This is a genomic window from Pseudoxanthomonas sp. UC19_8 (genome assembly GCF_042700505.1).
Lineage (GTDB): Bacteria > Pseudomonadota > Gammaproteobacteria > Xanthomonadales > Xanthomonadaceae > Pseudoxanthomonas_A > Pseudoxanthomonas_A winnipegensis.
Genome location: NZ_CP170559.1, coordinates 704,874 through 722,532 on the forward strand (window position 1 = coordinate 704,874; position 17,659 = coordinate 722,532).

15 protein-coding genes and 2 pseudogenes are annotated in these 17,659 nt (G+C 68.1%); 10 read left to right on the forward strand and 7 right to left on the reverse strand.

The annotated features are described in order from the left end of the window. The first annotated feature begins 76 nt into the window (after window positions 1–76). Genes ACFJIT_RS02965 through ACFJIT_RS02980 form a run of 4 tightly spaced genes read left to right on the forward strand, consistent with a single transcriptional unit; the run spans window position 77 to window position 2,744 of the window. Entirely contained in the window at window positions 77–676 is a 600-nt protein-coding gene (locus ACFJIT_RS02965) for a TetR/AcrR family transcriptional regulator (RefSeq protein WP_130517351.1), read from the forward strand. 48 nt (window positions 677–724) lie between these two features. Continuing rightward, window positions 725–1,309 carry an RNA polymerase sigma factor gene (locus ACFJIT_RS02970; RefSeq protein ID WP_379654988.1) on the forward strand — a complete coding sequence of 195 codons (585 nt, stop codon included), beginning with the start codon at window positions 725–727 and terminating at the stop codon, window positions 1,307–1,309. Continuing rightward, window positions 1,306–1,839, forward strand: a complete 534-nt coding sequence (locus ACFJIT_RS02975; protein ID WP_379654989.1) for a hypothetical protein — start codon at window positions 1,306–1,308, stop codon at window positions 1,837–1,839. Before ACFJIT_RS02970 ends, ACFJIT_RS02975 begins: the two co-directional genes overlap by 4 nt. 11 nt (window positions 1,840–1,850) lie before the next feature. Continuing rightward, a complete protein-coding gene (locus tag ACFJIT_RS02980) occupies window positions 1,851–2,744 on the forward strand; it encodes a DUF4097 family beta strand repeat-containing protein (protein ID WP_379654990.1) in 894 nt (297 codons plus the stop codon). A gap of 106 nt (window positions 2,745–2,850) precedes the next feature. Here ACFJIT_RS02980 and ACFJIT_RS02985 read toward each other — a convergent pair whose 3' ends face one another. Then, complete coding sequence (locus ACFJIT_RS02985) at window positions 2,851–3,669, reverse strand: hypothetical protein (RefSeq protein ID WP_130517666.1); 819 nt, start codon at window positions 3,667–3,669, stop codon at window positions 2,851–2,853. Window positions 3,670–3,821: 152 nt separating this feature from the next. Then, complete coding sequence (locus tag ACFJIT_RS02990) at window positions 3,822–4,721, reverse strand: Hsp33 family molecular chaperone HslO (RefSeq protein WP_130528511.1); 900 nt, start codon at window positions 4,719–4,721, stop codon at window positions 3,822–3,824. A 164-nt stretch (window positions 4,722–4,885) separates the two neighbouring features. On the opposite strand from ACFJIT_RS02990, the gene mtgA reads away from it, so the two are divergent. Continuing rightward, complete coding sequence (mtgA, locus tag ACFJIT_RS02995) at window positions 4,886–5,617, forward strand: monofunctional biosynthetic peptidoglycan transglycosylase (RefSeq protein ID WP_379655700.1); 732 nt, start codon at window positions 4,886–4,888, stop codon at window positions 5,615–5,617. A 2-nt stretch (window positions 5,618–5,619) separates the two neighbouring features. Then, window positions 5,620–6,612 (forward strand): glycosyltransferase family 2 protein, encoded by a 993-nt coding sequence (locus ACFJIT_RS03000; protein ID WP_306990915.1) that lies wholly within the window; start codon window positions 5,620–5,622, stop codon window positions 6,610–6,612. A gap of 100 nt (window positions 6,613–6,712) precedes the next feature. Here the strand turns inward: ACFJIT_RS03000 and ACFJIT_RS03005 are convergent, their stop codons facing one another. From ACFJIT_RS03005 to ACFJIT_RS03025, 5 genes are all read right to left on the reverse strand, one after another. Next, on the reverse strand, window positions 6,713–8,677 hold the full coding sequence (locus tag ACFJIT_RS03005) for an AsmA family protein (RefSeq protein WP_379654991.1): 1,965 nt from the start codon (window positions 8,675–8,677) through the stop codon (window positions 6,713–6,715). A gap of 76 nt (window positions 8,678–8,753) precedes the next feature. Next, a complete protein-coding gene (locus ACFJIT_RS03010; RefSeq protein ID WP_130528514.1) occupies window positions 8,754–9,422 on the reverse strand; it encodes a hemolysin III family protein in 669 nt (222 codons plus the stop codon). 109 nt (window positions 9,423–9,531) lie between these two features. Continuing rightward, window positions 9,532–11,136 carry a peptide chain release factor 3 gene (locus ACFJIT_RS03015; RefSeq protein WP_379654992.1) on the reverse strand — a complete coding sequence of 535 codons (1,605 nt, stop codon included), beginning with the start codon at window positions 11,134–11,136 and terminating at the stop codon, window positions 9,532–9,534. A gap of 72 nt (window positions 11,137–11,208) precedes the next feature. Beyond that, complete coding sequence (locus ACFJIT_RS03020) at window positions 11,209–11,853, reverse strand: hypothetical protein (RefSeq protein WP_286575090.1); 645 nt, start codon at window positions 11,851–11,853, stop codon at window positions 11,209–11,211. Window positions 11,854–11,974: 121 nt separating this feature from the next. Further along, the gene (locus ACFJIT_RS03025) at window positions 11,975–14,443 is read right to left on the reverse strand and encodes a penicillin-binding protein 1A (RefSeq protein ID WP_379654993.1); all 2,469 of its coding nucleotides are present in this window, start codon (window positions 14,441–14,443) and stop codon (window positions 11,975–11,977) included. A 225-nt stretch (window positions 14,444–14,668) separates the two neighbouring features. Here ACFJIT_RS03025 and ACFJIT_RS03030 point away from each other — a divergent pair. The 4 genes and pseudogenes from ACFJIT_RS03030 (at window position 14,669) to ACFJIT_RS03045 (ending at window position 17,650) form a co-directional block, all read left to right on the forward strand. Then, window positions 14,669–15,728 (forward strand): annotated as a pseudogene (locus tag ACFJIT_RS03030) (pilus assembly protein PilM). Next, window positions 15,728–16,456, forward strand: a pseudogene (locus ACFJIT_RS03035) (PilN domain-containing protein); the annotation flags it as partial. The pseudogenes ACFJIT_RS03030 and ACFJIT_RS03035, both read left to right, overlap by 1 nt. After that, window positions 16,443–17,114, forward strand: coding sequence for a type 4a pilus biogenesis protein PilO (locus ACFJIT_RS03040; protein WP_130535259.1), 672 nt, complete (start codon window positions 16,443–16,445; stop codon window positions 17,112–17,114). The pseudogene ACFJIT_RS03035 and the gene ACFJIT_RS03040, both read left to right, overlap by 14 nt. After that, window positions 17,111–17,650: a pilus assembly protein PilP gene (locus ACFJIT_RS03045; RefSeq protein WP_130524889.1), complete on the forward strand. Its 540-nt coding sequence runs from the start codon at window positions 17,111–17,113 to the stop codon at window positions 17,648–17,650. The genes ACFJIT_RS03040 and ACFJIT_RS03045 overlap by 4 nt, the downstream gene beginning before the upstream one ends. Window positions 17,651–17,659: the final 9 nt, after the last annotated feature.

Here is a 17,659-nt window from a genome sequence, read left to right on the forward strand (position 1 = left end):
TTTGATTCAACAAAAGAAAATGATGCATTGCAGCAAACGTACCGCTGCATGCTCATGCGTATGGTTAAATGCGGCGATGAACACGCCAGCGCCTTCGCCACGCCCCGTTCCCGCCTCGCGCTCGGCCCGTTTGAGCGCCGACGACTGGGCCCAGGCCGCGCTGGACATGGTCGCCGAGCAGGGCGTGGCCGCGGTCGCCGTCGAACCGTTGGCGCGGCGCCTGGGTGTGACCAAGGGCAGCTTTTATTGGCATTTCCCCTCGCGCGACACCTTGCTGCAGGCCGCGCTGGAGCGCTGGGAGATGGTCGAGCAGGAGAGCGTGTTCGGCAGCCTGGAGGCCGTGCCCGACCCGCGCGAGCGCCTCCGCCAGCTGTTCCTGCTGGTCGCGCACGAGGCCAAGTCGCACATTATTTATAGTGAGCTGCTCAAGGCGCTGGACCATCCGGCGGTCGCGCCGGTCATCCAGCGCGTGTCCCAGCGCCGTCTGGACTACCTGATCGCCTCGTTCCGTCAGGCCGGCATGAGCCGCACCGACGCCCAGCACCGCGCGCGCCTGGCCTATGCGGCCTACGTCGGCTTCCTGCAGCTGTCCCTGCAGCTGCACCAGCCGCGCATGCAGCACGAGGAGTTCGAGGATTACGTCAACCACATGATCGCCGCGCTGATCCCCAATTAGTCCGCGACGGCCTTAAACCTTCCCGCCGCAGCGCGCATCCGAACTGGCATGCTGACCTCGGCCGTGACCTTCGCCACCGACCCGCTCGCCACCGACGCCACCGAAGTGGACGTCGAACAGGCGCGCGCCGCCGCCGCCGGCGATACCCGCGCCTTCGAGCAGCTCTACCGACGACACGTGGGCAAGGTGCACGGCGTGATCGTGCGTCTGGTCGGCGGCCACGGCGCCCGCGCCGAGGACCTGACCCAGGAGACCTTCGTGCGGGTGTGGCGCGCGCTGCCCGAGTTCCGCTTCGAAAGCGCGCTGTCGACCTGGCTGCACCGCATGGCGGTCAATACCGCGTTGATGGAACTGCGCAGCCGGCGCGCAGGTCCACGCTGGGAAGAGGAGGTCGACGGCGACGACGCGGCGATGCTCGACCCGCGCGAGCAGGGACCGGCCCTGCGCATGGACCTGGAGCGCGCGATCGGCACCTTGCCGCCACGCGCCCGCGCCGTGCTGGTCCTGCACGACGTGGAAGGCTGGAAACACGAGGAAATCTCCGCATCACTGGGCATGGCCGTCGGCAGTTCCAAGGCGCAGCTGCACCGCGCCAGGCAGTTGCTGCGGGTCCGTCTGGAGGCACACCAATGAACGAACAACACGACGATGATCTCCGCTTCGCCCTGCGCACCCTGCGCCAGGACGCGGCCCCCGAATGCGACCTCTGGCCCGATATCGCCGCACGCCTGGAACCGCGCAGCGCCGAGCCGCCAACGCATGCCGCGCCGCGCAGACAACGCACGCGGCGCTGGCAGCCCTTCGCCCTGGCCGCCGCGCTGGCGCTGGTGGCGGTGATCGGCTGGCGCCTGCAGTCCGGTCTGCATCCCGCGTCCTCGGCGCCGACGCCGTCGCTGGCGCAGACGCCACCGCGGGCGCCCAGCCACGCCCCGCTGCGTGCCGAGGCCGTGCGCATGACGCGCGATTACCAGATCGCGCTGGAGCGGATGCAGGGCGCGCCGATGCCGGTGGCGCTGCAGCCGGCGCTGGAGGATCTCGATCGCAGCGCCAGCCAGGTGCTGGAAGCGATCGACCACAACCCGCGCTCGGCCCAGCTGCTGCAGACCCTGCGTTACACCTATGACCGCCGCCTGGCGCTGACCCGCCGCGCGGCCCTGAGCTAGAGGCCCCGATCATGCGACACCTCGTCTTCCTCGCCCTGCTCCTGGGCAGCGCCGCCGTCCAGGCCGGCACGCCGATCAACCAGACCCTGCCGCTGGATGCGCGCGGCAAGGTCGAAGTGGACAATCTCAAGGGCCGCATCCAGGTGCGCACCTGGGATCGCAACGAAGTCCAACTGCGCGGCACGCTCGGCGATGGCGTGGAGAAGCTCGACATCGATGCCGACGGCGGCGGCTCGCTCGACATCAAGGTGCGCTATCCGAAGGACGGCGGCTGGGGCGGCAAGTCCTCCGGCCCGACCGACCTGCAGCTGACCGTGCCGGTGCGGGCCTCGCTGGAGCTGCACTCGGTGTCGGCCGATATCGACGTGTCCGGCGTGGCGTCCGACGAGCTGTCGATCAACAGCGTCAGCGGCGAGGTACGGGTGGCCGCTGCCCCGCGCGAGGTCTCGATCAATACGGTCAGCGGCTCGGTCACCGCCACGGTCAACAGCAGCCAGGTCGATCTGCAGACCGTCAGCGGCGCGGTCGATCTGCGTGGCCGGCTCAGCGGCGAAGTCGAGGTCGAAACGGTGTCGGGCAGCATCCAGGTCGCGGTCAAGGAAGAGCGCCTGCGCGAGCTGTCCACCAACAGCGTCAGCGGCAGCACGCGCGTGTCCACCGCCCTGGCCCGCAACGGCAAGCTCTCGCTGTCCAGCGTCAGCGGCAGCGTGCTGCTGGTGGCACCGAAGGATCTGTCCGCCCACGTCAGCGGCGAGACCTTCAGCGGCAGCCTCAAGGCCACCGGTGCCAGGATCGAAAAACCCGAATACGGCCCCGGCCGCTCCTTCGACAACCGCTACGGCAACGGCGAAGGCGAGATCACCCTGGAGACCTTCTCCGGCGACGCCGAGCTGCGGCTGGAATAACGGTTCGCACGTTGCGCTGATCCCGCACTCGCCCCGCACGAGACGGCAAAATGGCGCCGAAGCGGCGCCATTTTCAGAGGCTGTCTTTCGTGCTGGCTTTGCGCCCTTACAGATCCTGCTCGTAACGCACGTAAGGCACGGTGCCGTCGTCGCCGATGGGCGAGTTGGGAGCGAAGGGATTCTTGCCGCTGGTGACGATGTTCTCGGCACCGACGGTGAGCTGGCCGCTCCACGGAGTGCGCCAGGTCACGCCGACACCCAGGCCTTCCCACTTGCCCGGCTGACCGGGGGCGTCCACGACGCGGCCGATGATGCTGCCGCTGAAGGCGCCGTAGCCGCCGCCGAGGCTGAGGCTCCGGCTGGTCCACTGATCGGGGATGCTGGTCAGCTCGGAGGCAGGCACCAGCTTGGCGTGCGCCACGGTGCCGCCGATGGTAACGAAGCCTTCGCGGCCCAGGTTCTTCTGGCCGAACACGGCCAGGTCGTTCTGCTCGAAGCGGCCCGGCGACACGCCGTTGCCGGTCATCCAGGCGGGCAGGGTGTCGTGACCGCTGCCCAGGCTCAGGCCCACCTTGCCGCCGGGGCGGCTGAGGCTGGTGGTAGCGCTGAGGTGCTGGCCGTTGTTCTGGCCGTCGTCGTCCAGACGGGCGACATTGCAGTAGGTGATCAGGCTGCTGATGCTGCTGCCGATGCCATTGCGGTTGTTGCACAGCAAACCGAGCGATTCGCCGGCATCCAGGCCGAAGGCGGCGCTGAGCGTGTTGCGGCCCATGCGCCAGCGGGCGCCGGCGGCGGCTTCGTCGGTCGGCTCCAGGATCAGGGCGCCTTCGACCTGGCCGTTGCTGTTCCACACCGGCAGCATCGTGGTCGAATTGGCGCGCGTCTGTGCGAGCGCACCCGTCCCGGCCGTGGACACGGCGAGCATCAGGGAAAGCAGCGTTCGAGAAGTACGCAGGCGCATGGTTCGGCTTGGACCAGCAGAGCGGGATGAAGTTCCCCTCCCGACATCCTCAAGCTAACTGATTTATGTTTATTTAACAAGCCAAGATAACGTGAAATCGTGCGCTGCCGCCCGGTTCACTGCAGCCGTTCCGAGCTGCTCGCCACCATCGGCGTGGGCTCGAACAGCGCGTCGATCTGCGCCGGCGTGAACTGGTAGGTGCGCCCGCAGAATTCGCAGCGGACCTCGGCCTGCCCGGTCTCGGCGGCGGCCTCCGCTTCCTCGCGTCCCAGCGAAACCAGCATGCTTTCCACCCGCTCGCGCGAGCAGGAGCAGCCGAAGCGCACGGGCCGTTGGTCCAGCACCGATACCGATTCCTCATGGAACAGGCGGTGCAGCAGGGCGGTGGAGGCGGTCCCCAGCAGTTCCTCGCGGCCGAGGGTGTCGAACAGCAGGCCGGCGCGGTTCCAGCCGTCGGCGTCGCCTTCGTCGCCGGGCAGCTTCTGCAGCATCAGGCCGGCGACCTGTTCGCCGTCGGCGGCCAGCAGCAGGCGCGTCGGCAGCTGCTCGGAATTGCGGAAGTAGCCTTCGAACGCGGCGTCCAGCGTCGGCGTGCCCAGCTCGACCAGGCTCTGGTAGCGCTGCGGCTGGCGCGGGTCGAGGCCCGGATTCTCGATGGTGATGGCGAGCAGGGCATCCTGGCCCAGGGCGGTGAGATCGGCCGGCGCATCGCCGGCCTCGCCCAGCTGGACGATGCCGCGGACCGTGCCTGCGGCGGTGCACTCTGCGAACAAGGTGCGCAGGCCGCGGCTGGCGCGCAGCTGGACGGACAGGCGTCCCTCGATCTTGATGTGACCGGTGAACAGCGCGGCGGCGGCGATGGCCTTGCCGAGCAGGTCGCGGGCCTGCGGCGGATAGTCGGCCGGTTCGAGCAGTTCGGCCCAGGTCTGGCGCAGGCGCACGGCCACGCCGCGCACGCCGGCCTCCGGCAACAGGAAGCGGGTGCGCAGGTCGGTGGTGTCGGCGGATGCGGTCACAGGTGAATCCAGGAAGAAGTGGGAATGGCGACGCAGCCCGGCCGCCCTGGGTCCCCTTCAATGCGGTCGCGGCGGCCGTTTTCCAAGCGCCCGCCCACGCGTGGCCTGCGGGAAGAGGGGGGTGAACAGGTAACATCATCGCGCTTCATCGCCGCCAGCCGAGGATTTCCGCCATCGACGCCAAGCCTGCTGTCTCCCGCCGCCGTCGCTGGTTGCGCTGGGTACTGGCGCTGCCGTTCCTGATCGCCGCCGCCTCGGCGCTGCAGGTGATGGTGCTGCGCTTCGTCGACCCGCCGCTCTCCGCGTTCATGGTGGCACGGCAGCTGGAGGCCTGGGGCGAAGGCGACTGGCGCTTCCATCCGGTCTACGAATGGCGCGACCTGGAGCGGATCGCGCCCGCGCTGCCGCTGTCGATGGTCGCCGCCGAGGACCAGCGCTTCGCCGATCACGACGGCTTCGACCTGCAGGCCATCGAGAAGGCGCGCGCCCACAACGAGCGCGGCGGCCGCGTGCGCGGCGCCAGCACGATCAGCCAGCAGGTGGCCAAGAACCTGTTCCTGTGGTCCGGGCGCAGCTATGTGCGCAAGGGTATCGAGGCCTGGTACACGGTGCTGATCGAGCTGTTCTGGCCCAAGCGCCGGATCCTGGAGGTTTACGCCAACATCGCCGAGTTCGGCGACGGCGTGTACGGCGCGCAGGCGGCGGCGCGCAGCTTCTGGCGGACCGATGCCTCGCGGCTCAGCGCCCAGCAGGCGGCGCAGTTGGCGGCGGTGCTGCCGGCGCCGCGCAACTATGACGCCGCGCGGCCGGGGCCCTATGTAGCTCGCCGCGCCGGCTGGATCCAGCGTCAGGTCCGCCAGATCGGCGGCACCAACTATCTTGAATCCCTGGAGTGACCATGGCCTTCGACCTGTTGACTGTGGTGGTCGCCGCGCGCAACGAGCAGGAGGCCCTGCCGCGTCTGCATCCGCGCCTGCGCGCGGTGCTCGATCGGCTGGACGGAGTCACCGGACGCGTGCTGTACATCGACGATGGCAGTACCGATGCGACCTGGTCGGTGATGCAGCGCCTGGCCGAGCAGGACCCGCTGGTCGAGCTGCTGCGCCTGTCGCGCAACTTCGGCAAGGAAGCGGCGCTGACCGCCGGCCTGGACCAGGTCGCCGAGGACAGCGCGGTGTTGATCCTCGATGCCGACGGCCAGGACCCGCCGGAGCTGATCCCGCAGTTCGTCGCCGCCTGGCGCGAGGGCCATGACAACGTGTTCGGCACACGCGTGGAGCGCGACGGCGAGAGCTGGCTCAAGCGCCTGACCGCGCATGGCTTCTATCGCGTGATCGGACGCCTGTCCAAGACGCCGATTCCGGCCGATACCGGCGATTTCCGCCTGCTCTCGCCGCGCGCGCTGGGCGCGCTCAGGCAGCTGCGCGAGCGGCATCGCTTCATGAAGGGGCTGTTCGGCTGGGTGGGTTACTCGCAGCTGGCCGTGCCTTATCACCGCGAGGCGCGCATCGCCGGGCACAGCAAGTTCGGCGCTTGGAAGCTGTGGAACTTCGCCCTCGAGGGCATCACCAGTTTCTCGACCGCGCCGCTGCGGGTGGCGACCTACCTGGGGCTGCTAGTGGCGGCGATGGCGTTCGTCTTCGCCGTGGTCATCGTGGCCCGCGCGATGCTGCACGGCGACCCGGTGGCGGGCTGGCCGAGCCTGATGACGGTGGTGCTGTTCCTGGGCGGGACGCAGCTGATTGCGCTGGGGCTGATCGGGGAATATCTGGGCCGGCTGTACGAGGAATCCAAGCAGCGGCCGCTGTATCTGATCGATCAGTGGCGTCCGGCGCGGCAGGGGTTCACGCCGGCAGCGGAGGCGACGGCTCGGCGTCAGTCGGTCGATTGAGGTTGGCGGTGTCTGTTGCGCAAGGGCAGGGATCGTTGGCGTTCCTGCAATAGCGTCGAAGTCCCCGTCATTCCCGCGTTCGCAGGAATGACGGGGAGGCTTACTTGGCGTACTGGCCGCCGCAGTTGGCGTCCTCGCCACCGCCCAGATCCAGGGTCGCCAGCAGCGCGGCCGGCGGTGCGATGCTGCCCAGCGCCAGGGCTACCGCGCCGCGCAGCCCCAGCTTCTTGAGGTCGGGGCGGAACGAGGGATCCTTGAAGGTGCCGCCGATATCCAGCGGCGTGCGGAAGCTCAGGATGCTGCGGTCCTTCGGCCGCGGCCGCAGCACCAGGTCCAGCGACTCGTCCTTCAGGTTGATGGTGCCCTCGCCGAGCACGAGCGTGTCGGTGGTGTCGAAGGCCATCGCGCGGGTCTGCATCAGGCCGTCCTTGATGCCGAAATCTGCGAACGCGCAGCGGATCGGCACCTGCTTGTTGCGGTCGAACAGATAGCCCAGCGACTGGGTCACATCCAGGCCGGCCAGCTCGACCAGCAGCTGCGGCAGATGCCCCTTGCCCATGCCCACGCCCAACTGGCCATTGGCGTTGGCCGCCATCTCGGCGATCGAGTTGCCGGTGGTGTCGATATCGATTCCGCCGCCGATGCGTCCGATCGCGTCCTGGGTGAGTTTGACGCTCGGAAACAGCTGGCCCAGGTTGAGCGTGCGCACCGCGATCTGGGCGCGGGTGCGGATCAAGGGCTGGCGCGCGTCCATGCGGATGTTGGAGCGGATATCGCCGCCGGCCACGCCGAAGTTCAGCGGCTGCAGCTGCAGCAATCCGTCGTCGAGCAGCAGGTGCGCATCCATGTCGTCGATCGGCAGCTTGGGCGCGTTGATGCGGGTCGCCTTCAGGCGCACGTCCGCATCCATCGCGCGCAGCTTGGACAGGTTGTAGCGCTCCTGCGGCAGCACGCGCGGGCTGGCGGCGAGCTTGGCGGCCTGCGCTTCCTGCTTGGCGCTGCGCGTCTCGGCCGGTCCGCCCTTGGAGGGCGCATTGATGAAGCCGGCCAGGTCGTCGAAATCCAGGCGCTTGGACACCAGATCGGCGTCCAGCTTCAGCCGCGGTCCGCCGACGGTGACTGCCGCCGAACCGCCCAGATCGCTGTCGCCGACCTTGCCGGCGAACTTGTCGTAATGCCAGACATTGCCTGCGCGGGTCAGGGTGCCGTCGATCGCGTAGGGCGGCGTTTCCGGCAGGGCCACGCCGATCAGCGGATACAGGTCGGCCAGGTCCTGGCCGGACAGCGCCATGCGCAGGTCGAAGCCGCCCAGATGCAGCGGATCGATCAACGTGCCGCGTGCGTGTGCCTTGGTGGCACCGGCGGCGGCGTTGAGGTCGATGCGGTACGGGCGCTCGGTCTGGGTGAGATCAAGCGGCGACTGGATCCTTCCTTTCAGCGTGAAAGCGTTGGCGCCCCAGCGGCCCGCGCCGGTGAGGTCGATCGGCGGCGCGCGGTACTGCGCGTCCGGCTTGCCGCTGCTGGCCTGCACACGCAGGTCGGTCTTGTTGGGCGGGTCGAGGTAGTGCAGGCGCAGCGCATCGACGATCACCGCGCCGAAGCGCACGTCCATGCCGCCGTCCTGCGAGGGCTCGTCGCGCTTGAAGTTCCAATTGCCGCCGCCCTGCGCGGTGGTGCGATTCTGCAGCTCGACGACGGGCTGGGTGATGCGGATCGCGGGCAGCGAGACGTTGCGATGGAACAGCAGTTGCGGCACGTCCAGGTCCAGCTCCAGGTGCTGGACGGTCGCCATTTCCGGGGCGGTCTTGAGCGCCCAGTCCGCATTGGCGAGGCGCAGGCCGTCGGCGCGGATGGTGCTGATCCGGCCCAGATCCACGTCCAGGTTGCCGTCGATGTGGAAGGCGCGCCCGGTCTTGGCCGACACCGCGCGCTCGACCGGCCCTTTGAACCAGTTCCAGTCCCAGAAGATGATCAGCAGCACGATCAGCACTGCGACGATTCCCAGTGCGGTCAGCACGGGATGGGCGCGAACGAACGGGCGCGGCGTGGTATCTGCGGGCGTCATAGGCCCTACTATCGGCAAGCCGGGTGTTCACGTTCCGCGAAGAACGTGCCGCCGGCTCCGTCACGCGCAGGCGGTGTCAGCCGCCGTGATGCAGGCGCGGCACCAGCACCTGACCGGTGACGGCGATGAAGTGGCAGACGCTGCCGGCGAGCACGAACAGGTGCCAGATCGCGTGGAAATAGCGCACCGAATCGCGCTGGTAGAAGTAGGTGCCCAGCGTGTAGAACAGACCGCCGGCCAGCAGCCAGCCCAGCGTGAAGGCATCGACCGATTTGAGCAGCGGCTCGATCGCGACCACCACCAGCCAGCCCATGACCACGTAGACGATGGTCGACAGCAGCTTGAAGCGCCCGGTGTAGAACAGCTTGAACACTACGCCGATCACGGCGATGGTCCAGATCGCCGCAAACAGGCCCCAGCCCCATGGCCCGCGCAGCCCGATCAGCGTGAACGGGGTGTAGGTGCCGGCGATCAGCAGATAGATCGCGCAGTGGTCGAAGATCTGCAGCCGCGCCTTGGCCATCGGGTGCTGGATGGCGTGGTACAGCGTGGAGGCCACGTAGAGCAGCAGCAAGGTGCTGCTGAAGACGATCGCCGTCCCCAGCTGCCAGGCGTCGCCGTACAGCGCGCTCAGGGTGATCAGCACCGCGCCGCCGGCCAGCGCCGCCACCGCGCCCAACCCATGGGTCAGGGCGCTGGCGATCTCGTCACGCAGATTGGTCTCGGGATGCGCCTGCAGAGCCATGCTGGCAACTTTATCGCACCGCGATGAGCGTGGTGCGTCGCAGCAGTCGCGGTGACGCCCGCCGACCGGGACGGATTCAGCAAATCCGAACGCGCGCCGCGGGCTGGGCTCAGCCCGCGTCCAGCGCGTGGGCGTGTTCGCGGGTGGCCGAGAAGCGCACGTCCGGCGCGCGTTCCTGCGCCAGCTGCAGGTTGACCCGGGTCGGCGCCAGGTAGACCAGCTCGCCGGCCGCGTCGATGCCGAGGTTCATCGCGTTCTTCTCGCGGAACTCCTCCAGCTTCTTCGGGTTGTCGCAATGCACCCAGCGCGCGGTGGTCACGCCGACCGGCTCGAAGATCGCATCGACGCCGTATTCGTCCTTCAGGCGATAGGCGACCACGTCGAACTGCAGTACGCCCACGGCCCCCAGGATCAGGTCGTTGCTCATCAGCGGGCGGAAGAACTGCGTGGCGCCTTCCTCGCTCAGCTGCGCCAGGCCCTTCTGCAGCTGCTTGAGCTTGAGCGGATCGCGCAGGCGCGCGCGGCGGAACAGTTCCGGGGCGAAGTTGGGAATGCCGGTGAAGCTCAGGCTTTCGCCTTCGGTGAAGGTGTCGCCGATGGAGATCGTGCCGTGGTTGTGGATACCGATCACATCGCCCGGATAGGCCTCGGCCGCGATCTCGCGGTCGGAGGCCATGAAGGTCAGCGCGTTGGCCAGCTTCTGCTCCTTGCCGCTGCGCACGTGGAAGGCCTTCATGCCGGCCGAGAACCGGCCCGAGCACACGCGCATGAACGCCACGCGGTCGCGGTGCTGCGGGTCCATGTTCGCCTGGATCTTGAACACGAAGCCGGTCAGCTTGCTCTCGGTGGGTTCGACCTCGCGGCCGGTGGTGGCGCGCGGCTGCGGCGACGGCGCGTGCTCGACGAAGAAGTCCAGCAGCGGCTGCACGCCGAAGTTGTTCACGCCCGAGCCGAAGAACACCGGCGTCTGCTGGCCGGCCAGGTACGCCTGCGGGTCGAAGCCGTGGCTGGCGCCCTGCACCAGCTCCAGCTCCTCGCGCAGGTCGGCGAGCATCTTCTCGCCGATCTTCTCGGCCAGGCCGTGCGCGTCGAGCGAGGCGAAGATGGTCGAATCCTGGCGGGTGAAGTTGCGACCGGGTTCGTACAGGTGCACCTCGCCGGTGAGCAGGTGGACCACACCCTTCAGGCGCTGGCCCATGCCGATCGGCCAGGTCACCGGCGCGCATTGGATACCCAGCACGGTCTCCACTTCGTCCAGCAGTTCGATCGGGTCCTTGCCCTCGCGATCGAGCTTGTTGATGAAGGTCATAATCGGCGTGTCGCGCAGGCGGCACACCTCCATCAGCTTGATCGTGCGCTCCTCCACGCCCTTGGCCACGTCGATGACCATCAGCGCCGAGTCCACCGCGGTCAGCACGCGGTAGGTGTCCTCGCCGAAGTCGGCATGGCCCGGCGTGTCGAGCAGGTTGACGATCTTGTCCTCGTAGGGGAACTGCATCACCGAGGAGGTGACCGAAATGCCGCGCTCCTTTTCCAGCGCCATCCAGTCCGAAGTGGCATGGCGCGCGGCCTTGCGGCCCTTGACGCTGCCGGCCATCTGGATCGCGCCGCCGAACAGCAGCAGCTTCTCGGTCAGCGTGGTCTTGCCGGCGTCGGGGTGGGAAATGATGGCGAAGGTGCGGCGGCGCGCGGCTTCGCGGGACACATCGGACATGGTCGTCGCGCCCGGGCGGGCGCGCAGGGAATCGAAGGAGCCGGCAAGTATAGCGGGGCGGCCCGCCCGGCTTCAGCCGGCCTCGTAGCCGGCGATCTCTTCGCGCGCCAGCAGTGCCGCCACCTGGGCGGCCGAGGCGCGGTCCATCGGCGCCTCGTCCACCACCGACAGCGGCGCCTGGCGCAGCGCCTGGCGTGGCAGCACGGCGATGTCGAAGCTGATCCCGTCGGCGGCGAAGACCCACACGGTGACATCGGCATGGCGCTGGCGGTCCATGCGCAGCCGGCGCACGCGCGCGTCGGCCGGGATGCGGTGGTCTTCCAGGAAACGCGCCACCGCGTCCTCGTCGTCGCTGTGCAGATGCAGCTGCACCGGCGACTGGGCATCGGCCGTGCCGTCCAGGACCGGACCCACCAGACGCGGGGCGAAGCCTGCGAAGAATTCCATCGCCTGCAGCGCCGCCTCGCGTCGCGCCCGCAGCATGCCGGCGTGATCGGGGCCGGCGAACAGGCGCTGGTACTCGCGCAGCGCCTCTTCGATCTCGCGGTTGCGCGGCAGCGAGGCATCGTCGGAGATGCCCAGCCGGCTGGCCGCCTTGAGCTTGGCCTGGCGGTAGTCGCGGATGCCGCTCTCGGCAATCAGCCGCGCGGCCTCGTGGGCCAGGCGACGGCGCCGTTCCGCGGTCTGGGTCTGCGCGTGCTGGCGAGCGTGATGCATGGCGGACCCCTCGGGTTTTGTGGCCTGAGTGTGGAGCAGCGAGGAGTGAGTGGGAAGTGACTGGCCGTGCGCCTTCACCTTCGCTCGCTGCTCGCTTCCTCCGCGCTCGCCCAACCCTGCCTCAGAAGATATCGAACGCCGCCTCGTCGGTCGCGTTCTGATCCTGCAGGCTGTCCTCGCCCTGCATCCGCTCCAGGTCCTCGACCTTGATCCACTCGGTCGCGCCGTTGCGGCTGACCTGGACCATGCCCTCGGGCGGGTCATTGGGCGTGATCGGCTTGTCCTTCAGGGCCACGCGCATGTAATCGATCCAGATCGGCAGCGCGGCCTTGCCGCCGTACTCGCGGTAGCCCAGCGAGCGGAAGTTGTCCTTGCCGACCCACACCGTGGTCACGTACGGCCCGGCGAAGCCGGAGAACCATGCATCGCGGTGGTCGTTGGTCGAGCCGGTCTTGCCGGCCGTGTCCGCGCGGCCGAGCACCTTCGCGGCCGTGCCGGTGCCGCGCTGGACCACATCGCGCATCATCGAGACCAGCTGGTAGGCGGTGCGTTCGTCGATGGCGCGCGGCGCCACGTTGGTGCCCGGCGGCGGCGCCTGCTCGTCGGCCGGCTCGGCCTTGGAGGTCGCCAGCGGTTCGGCCTTGGCCTGCGTGTCCTGGGCCGGGCCGAAGTTGAAGCCGTCCACCACCTGGCTGGGCGCCGGCGCGTTGGCGCCGTGACGGCCGCAGCTGCGGCAGGCCACGGCCGGGTTTTCCTTGAACACGACCTTGCCGTCGCGGTCCTTGACCTCGTCGATCAGCCAGGGCGTGACCAGCGAGCCGCCGTTGGCCAGCACCGCATAGCCGCGCGCCACCGACATCGGCGTCAGCGAGGCCGAGCCCAGCGCCATGGACAGATTGGGCGGCAGCTCGGCCTCGTCGAAGCCGAACTGGGCGATGAACTTGCGTGCGAAATCCACGCCGATCGCATCCAGCAGCCGCACCGAGACCAGGTTCTTGGACTTCACCAGCGCCTCGCGCAGGCGCATGGGGCCGTCGAACTTGCCGTCGTCGTTGCCCGGACGCCAGACATGGCCGCGCCGGTCGCGGAACACCACCGGTGCGTCCAGCACGATCGACAGCGGGTTGAAGCCCTTCTCGAACGCGGCCGAATACAGGAACGGCTTGAAGCTCGAGCCCGGCTGGCGCCGCGCCTGGGTGGCGCGGTTGAACTTGTTGGCCGCGAAGCTGAAGCCGCCGACCAGCGCGCGGATCGCGCCACTGTTGGCGTCCAGCGACACCAGCGCCGACTGCGCCTGCGGCAGCTGGTCCAGCGTGTAGACGTACTCGGGCTTGGCCTCGGTCGCGGGCTTGGTCTTGTCCTCGGCGTCCTTGTCCTTGCGCTCGGCGCCGACACGGACCAGATCGCCCCGCTGCAGCAGGCGGCCGGGCGTCTTGCCGGTCCAGCGGCTGGCGCTGGGGCCAAGCACGATCTGCTGCGCGTCGCGGGTCACCACCGTGGCGGTGTCGCCGCTGGTGGAGGCGACGATCACCGGATCCAGCCCGCCCTCGGACACGATTCCGGCCAGGTGCGCGGCCAGCGACTCGGCGTCCGCATCGCCGGTCACCTCGAAATGTTTCTCCGCGCCGCGCCAGCCGTGACGATGATCGTAGGTCGCCAGGCCCGTCCGCACCGCCTGGTCGGCGGCCGGCTGCAGCACCGGATCGACCGTGGTGGTGACGTGGTAGCCCTTGTCCAGTACCTCGCCGCCGAACTTGGCCACCATTTCCTGGCGGACCATCTCAGCCACGTACGGCGCATAGACGTCGATCGGACGCTCGTGCGGCGCGGCGTGCGGCTGCTCGGCCTTGGCCGCGGCCGCCTCGCTCGCGCTGATGTAGTGGTCTTCCAGCATCCGGTCGATCACGTAGACGCTGCGCTGGTGGTTGCGCTCCGGGTTGCTGATCGGATTGCCGCTGGAGGGGAACTTCAGCGAGCTCACCAGCGTGGCCGCCTCGCCCAGGGTCAGCTGGTCCAGCGTCTTGCCGTAGTAGAACTCCGCCGCCGCGGCCACACCGTAGGAGCGGTTGCCGAAGAAACTCTTGTTGAGGTACAGCTCCAGGATCTGGTCCTTGGTGAGCATCCGCTCGATGCGCATGGCCAGCATCATTTCGGCCAGCTTGCGGGTGTAGCTGTACTCGTTGCTCAGGAAGAACTGGCGCGCCACCTGTTGGGTGATGGTGCTGCCGCCGGCCACGCGACCGTCCTTGGTCAGCGTCTGCCAGACCGCACGCGAGATGCCGGTCGGGTCGATGCCGCCATGTTCGTAGAAGTTCGAGTCCTCCGCGGCCACGAACGCGCGCTGGACGTTGACCGGCACCTTGCTGATGTCGACCGGGTAGCGACGGGTCTCGCCAAAGATTCCGATCAGGCTGCCGTCATTGGCGTAGACGTACATCGGCTCCTGCAGCTGCACGTCGCGCAGCGACTGGATCGAAGGCAGTTTGGAGGAGATGGAGTAGTAGAAGAAGCCCAGGACGACGGCTCCCACCAGGGCGCCAGCCAGGCATAACAGCAGCGCCCAGCGGAGCAGGCGGCGGAAACGGGACATCGGGAGACTTCCGATTGCACAATTCGTGGCGCCGGAGTATAGATGAGTCGGAAGCGGGGACCGGCTTCCTGGGGGGAAACAAGTACTTGGGGGAAATCCTTAGCAAAAAGCGGCAACCCGTCACGGGAGGCCTTGTGGTCCTTGCAAGTTGTAAAAAATTCATTACTAATGTGAGGGCTGGCTGAACTAGCCCGTTGTGGTTTTCCGGTCGGAAGGGGATACACCGTGGGGCTCATCCCAAAAAGCCAATCTGCGCTGCTCGGCGTGGATATCAGCTCGACTGCGGTCAAGCTGCTCCAGCTCACGCGCGTGGGAAACCGCTTCCGCGTCGAGCATTACGCCGTCGAGCCGCTGCCTCCCAACGCGGTGGTCGAGAAGAACATCGTTGAGGTCGAGGCGGTGGGCGAGGCGATCCGCCGCGCCGTGACCCGCGCCGGCACCAAGGTCAAGAACGCCGCCGCGGCCGTGGCCGGTTCGGCGGTGATCACCAAGATCATTCCCATGCCCGCCGATCTGGACGAGGACGACCTGGAAGCCCAGATCGAGCTCGAGGCGGTCAACTACATCCCGTATCCGATCGAGGAAGTGAATCTGGACTTCGAGGGTCCTGGGCCCCATGCCCGGCAACCCGGAGATGGTCCAGGTCCTGCTGGCCGCCTCGCGTTCGGAGAACGTCGAGCTGCGCCAGTCCGCGCTTGAGCTGGGCGGGCTGACCGCCAAGGTGATGGACGTGGAGGCCTTCGCGGTCGAAAACGCCTTCGCCCTGCTGGCGGGCGAGCTGCCGGTCCCGCATGACGGCGTGGTCGCGCTGGTGGACATCGGCGCGACCATGACCACGCTCAACGTCATCCGCAGCGGCCGCAGCCTCTACAGCCGCGAGCAGGTCTTCGGCGGCAAGCAGCTGACCGACGAGGTGATGCGCCGCTACGGGCTCACCTACGAGGAGGCCGGCATGGCCAAGCGCCAGGGCGGCCTGCCGGAAAGCTACGAGATCGAAGTGCTCGAGCCGTTCAAGGAAGCCACGGTCCAGCAGGTCAGCCGCCTGCTGCAGTTCTTCTATGCCGGCAGCGAATTCAACCGCGTCGACCAGATCGTGCTGGCCGGCGGCTGTGCCGCCCTGGCCGGCCTTCCGGAAATGGTCGAGGAGCAGCTCGGCGTGCCGACCATCGTGGCCAATCCGCTGGCGCAGATGACGCTGGGTCCGAAGGTGCAGGCGCATGCGCTGGCCCAGGACGCGCCGGCGTTGATGATCGCCACCGGCCTGGCGCTGCGGAGCTTCGACTGATGGCAAAGATCAACTTGCTCCCGTGGCGCGCCGAGCGCCGCGCGCAACGCCAGAAAGAGTTCTACGGCATGCTGGGCGTGGCCGCGGCCATCTCGGTGCTGCTGGCGCTCTTCATCTGGTTCTACTACAACGGCCAGATCGACGGCCAGAACGAACGCAACGCCTTCCTGCAGGGCGAGATCGCCAAGGTCGACGTTCAGATCACCGAGATCAATGCGCTGGACAAGCAGAAAGACCGCCTGCTGGCCCGCAAGAAGGTCATCGAGGAGCTGCAGGCCAACCGCTCGCAGATGGTGCACCTGTTCGACTCGCTGGTGCGCACCATTCCTGACGGCGTGGTGCTGACCAGCATCAAACAGGAAGGCAATGTCCTCACATTGCAGGGGCGCTCGCAGTCCAATGCGCGGGTCAGTACCTACATGCGCAACCTCGAAGGCTCGGGCTGGATGACCAAGCCGGACCTGTCGGTGATCGAGGCCAAGGCCGCCGAAGGCCAGGGCCAGGGCCAAAGCGCGCCAATCTCGGTGGTCGGACGGGCGCTGCCTTACATGTTCAGCCTCAAGGTCGAACTGGCGAATCCGGCCGATCCCGGCGCCGCGCCCGCGGCTGATCCGGCGACCGCGCCCGCCGCCGCTCCGGCCGGTGCCGCGACGCCGGCGACCAGTCAGCCGCCGCAGGCCACCACGCCGCCGCAGACCCGGGGAGCCCGGCGTCATGAGCCAGAAGAAGATCAAGATCAGCGAGCTGGACTTCAACAACATCGGCGGCTGGCCGCGGAACTACAAGATCGGGTTCTGCGTGCTGCTAGGTGCCCTGGTGCTGATCCTGGCCTATCTGCTCGTGTTCCGCGGGCAGGCCGAGGAGCTGGAAGGGCTGGAGAGTCAGGAGGCCACCCTGCGCTCGGAGTTCGAGCAGAAGGCCGGCCGCGCCGCCAATCTGCAGCCGCTCAAGCAGCAGCTGGCGCAGATGGAGCAGGTGCTGCAGCAGATGCTGCGCCAGCTGCCCAGCAAGACCGAGATGCCCGACCTCATTGTCGACATTTCGCAGACCGCGCTGTCCAGCGGACTGACCAACGAGCTGTTCCAGCCCGGCGAAGAGTCCCAAAAGGAGTTCTACGCCGAGAAGCCGATCGCCTTGCGCATGGTCGGCAGCTATCACCAGTTCGGCGCCTTCGTCAGCGGCGTGGCGTCGCTGCCGCGCGTGGTCATCCTGACCATGCACGACATCTCCCTGCAGCCGGTGGATCCCAAGCAGGGCATCGCCAACGGCAATCTCGAGCTGTCGGGTACGGTCAAGACCTATCGCTACCTCGACGAGGAAGAGACCGCCGCGCAGGAGAAGGCTGCGGCGGCGGCTGGCACGCAACCTGCTGGGGCCACGCCATGACCCGGATCCCTTCCGCTCGTTCCCGTCTCCTGCTCGCAGGTCTGGCCCTGTCGGCGCTGGCCGGCTGCTCGCGCAGCATCACCAGTACACCCGGCGATGCGCCGAATCTGCAGAACTGGGTCAACGACGTGCGTGCCCGTCCGGCGCCGCCGCTGGAGCCGCTGCCGGTGATGCAGCAGTTCGAGACCTTCGAGTACGCGGCACAGAATCTGCGCGATCCGTTCAGCACCGCCTGGACGACGTCCGATGCCGGCAGCGGCCTGCGACCGGATCCGAACCGGCGCAAGGAAACGCTGGAGCAGTACCCGCTGGACAGCCTGAAGATGGTCGGCACCATCGGCAGCGGTTCAAACATCGTCGGGCTGGTGATGGCGCCGGACAAGGTGACCTATCGCGTCTCGCCCGGTGCCTACCTGGGGCAGAACGATGGGCGCATCACCGATGTCCAGCCCGACCGCATCAACCTCGTAGAACTGGTGTCTGACGGCGCCGGTGGCTGGCTGGAGCGTCCGGCGGCCGTGACGCTAGACCAATGATTAGGGGAT

What these genes read in the sequence shown, in the direction of transcription:
- ACFJIT_RS02965 (WP_130517351.1), top strand. Translation starts at nt 77, where the DNA reads ATGAACACGCCAGCGCCTTCGCCACGCCCCGTTCCCGCCTCGCGCTCG.
- ACFJIT_RS02970 (WP_379654988.1), top strand. Translation starts at nt 725, where the DNA reads ATGCTGACCTCGGCCGTGACCTTCGCCACCGACCCGCTCGCCACCGAC.
- ACFJIT_RS02975 (WP_379654989.1), top strand. Translation starts at nt 1,306, where the DNA reads ATGAACGAACAACACGACGATGATCTCCGCTTCGCCCTGCGCACCCTG.
- ACFJIT_RS02980 (WP_379654990.1), top strand. Translation starts at nt 1,851, where the DNA reads ATGCGACACCTCGTCTTCCTCGCCCTGCTCCTGGGCAGCGCCGCCGTC.
- ACFJIT_RS02985 (WP_130517666.1), bottom strand. Translation starts at nt 3,669, where the DNA reads ATGCTCGCCGTGTCCACGGCCGGGACGGGTGCGCTCGCACAGACGCGC.
- ACFJIT_RS03000 (WP_306990915.1), top strand. Translation starts at nt 5,620, where the DNA reads ATGGCCTTCGACCTGTTGACTGTGGTGGTCGCCGCGCGCAACGAGCAG.
- ACFJIT_RS03005 (WP_379654991.1), bottom strand. Translation starts at nt 8,677, where the DNA reads ATGACGCCCGCAGATACCACGCCGCGCCCGTTCGTTCGCGCCCATCCC.
- ACFJIT_RS03010 (WP_130528514.1), bottom strand. Translation starts at nt 9,422, where the DNA reads ATGGCTCTGCAGGCGCATCCCGAGACCAATCTGCGTGACGAGATCGCC.
- ACFJIT_RS03015 (WP_379654992.1), bottom strand. Translation starts at nt 11,136, where the DNA reads ATGTCCGATGTGTCCCGCGAAGCCGCGCGCCGCCGCACCTTCGCCATC.
- ACFJIT_RS03020 (WP_286575090.1), bottom strand. Translation starts at nt 11,853, where the DNA reads ATGCATCACGCTCGCCAGCACGCGCAGACCCAGACCGCGGAACGGCGC.
- ACFJIT_RS03025 (WP_379654993.1), bottom strand. Translation starts at nt 14,443, where the DNA reads ATGTCCCGTTTCCGCCGCCTGCTCCGCTGGGCGCTGCTGTTATGCCTG.
- ACFJIT_RS03040 (WP_130535259.1), top strand. Translation starts at nt 16,443, where the DNA reads ATGAGCCAGAAGAAGATCAAGATCAGCGAGCTGGACTTCAACAACATC.
- ACFJIT_RS03045 (WP_130524889.1), top strand. Translation starts at nt 17,111, where the DNA reads ATGACCCGGATCCCTTCCGCTCGTTCCCGTCTCCTGCTCGCAGGTCTG.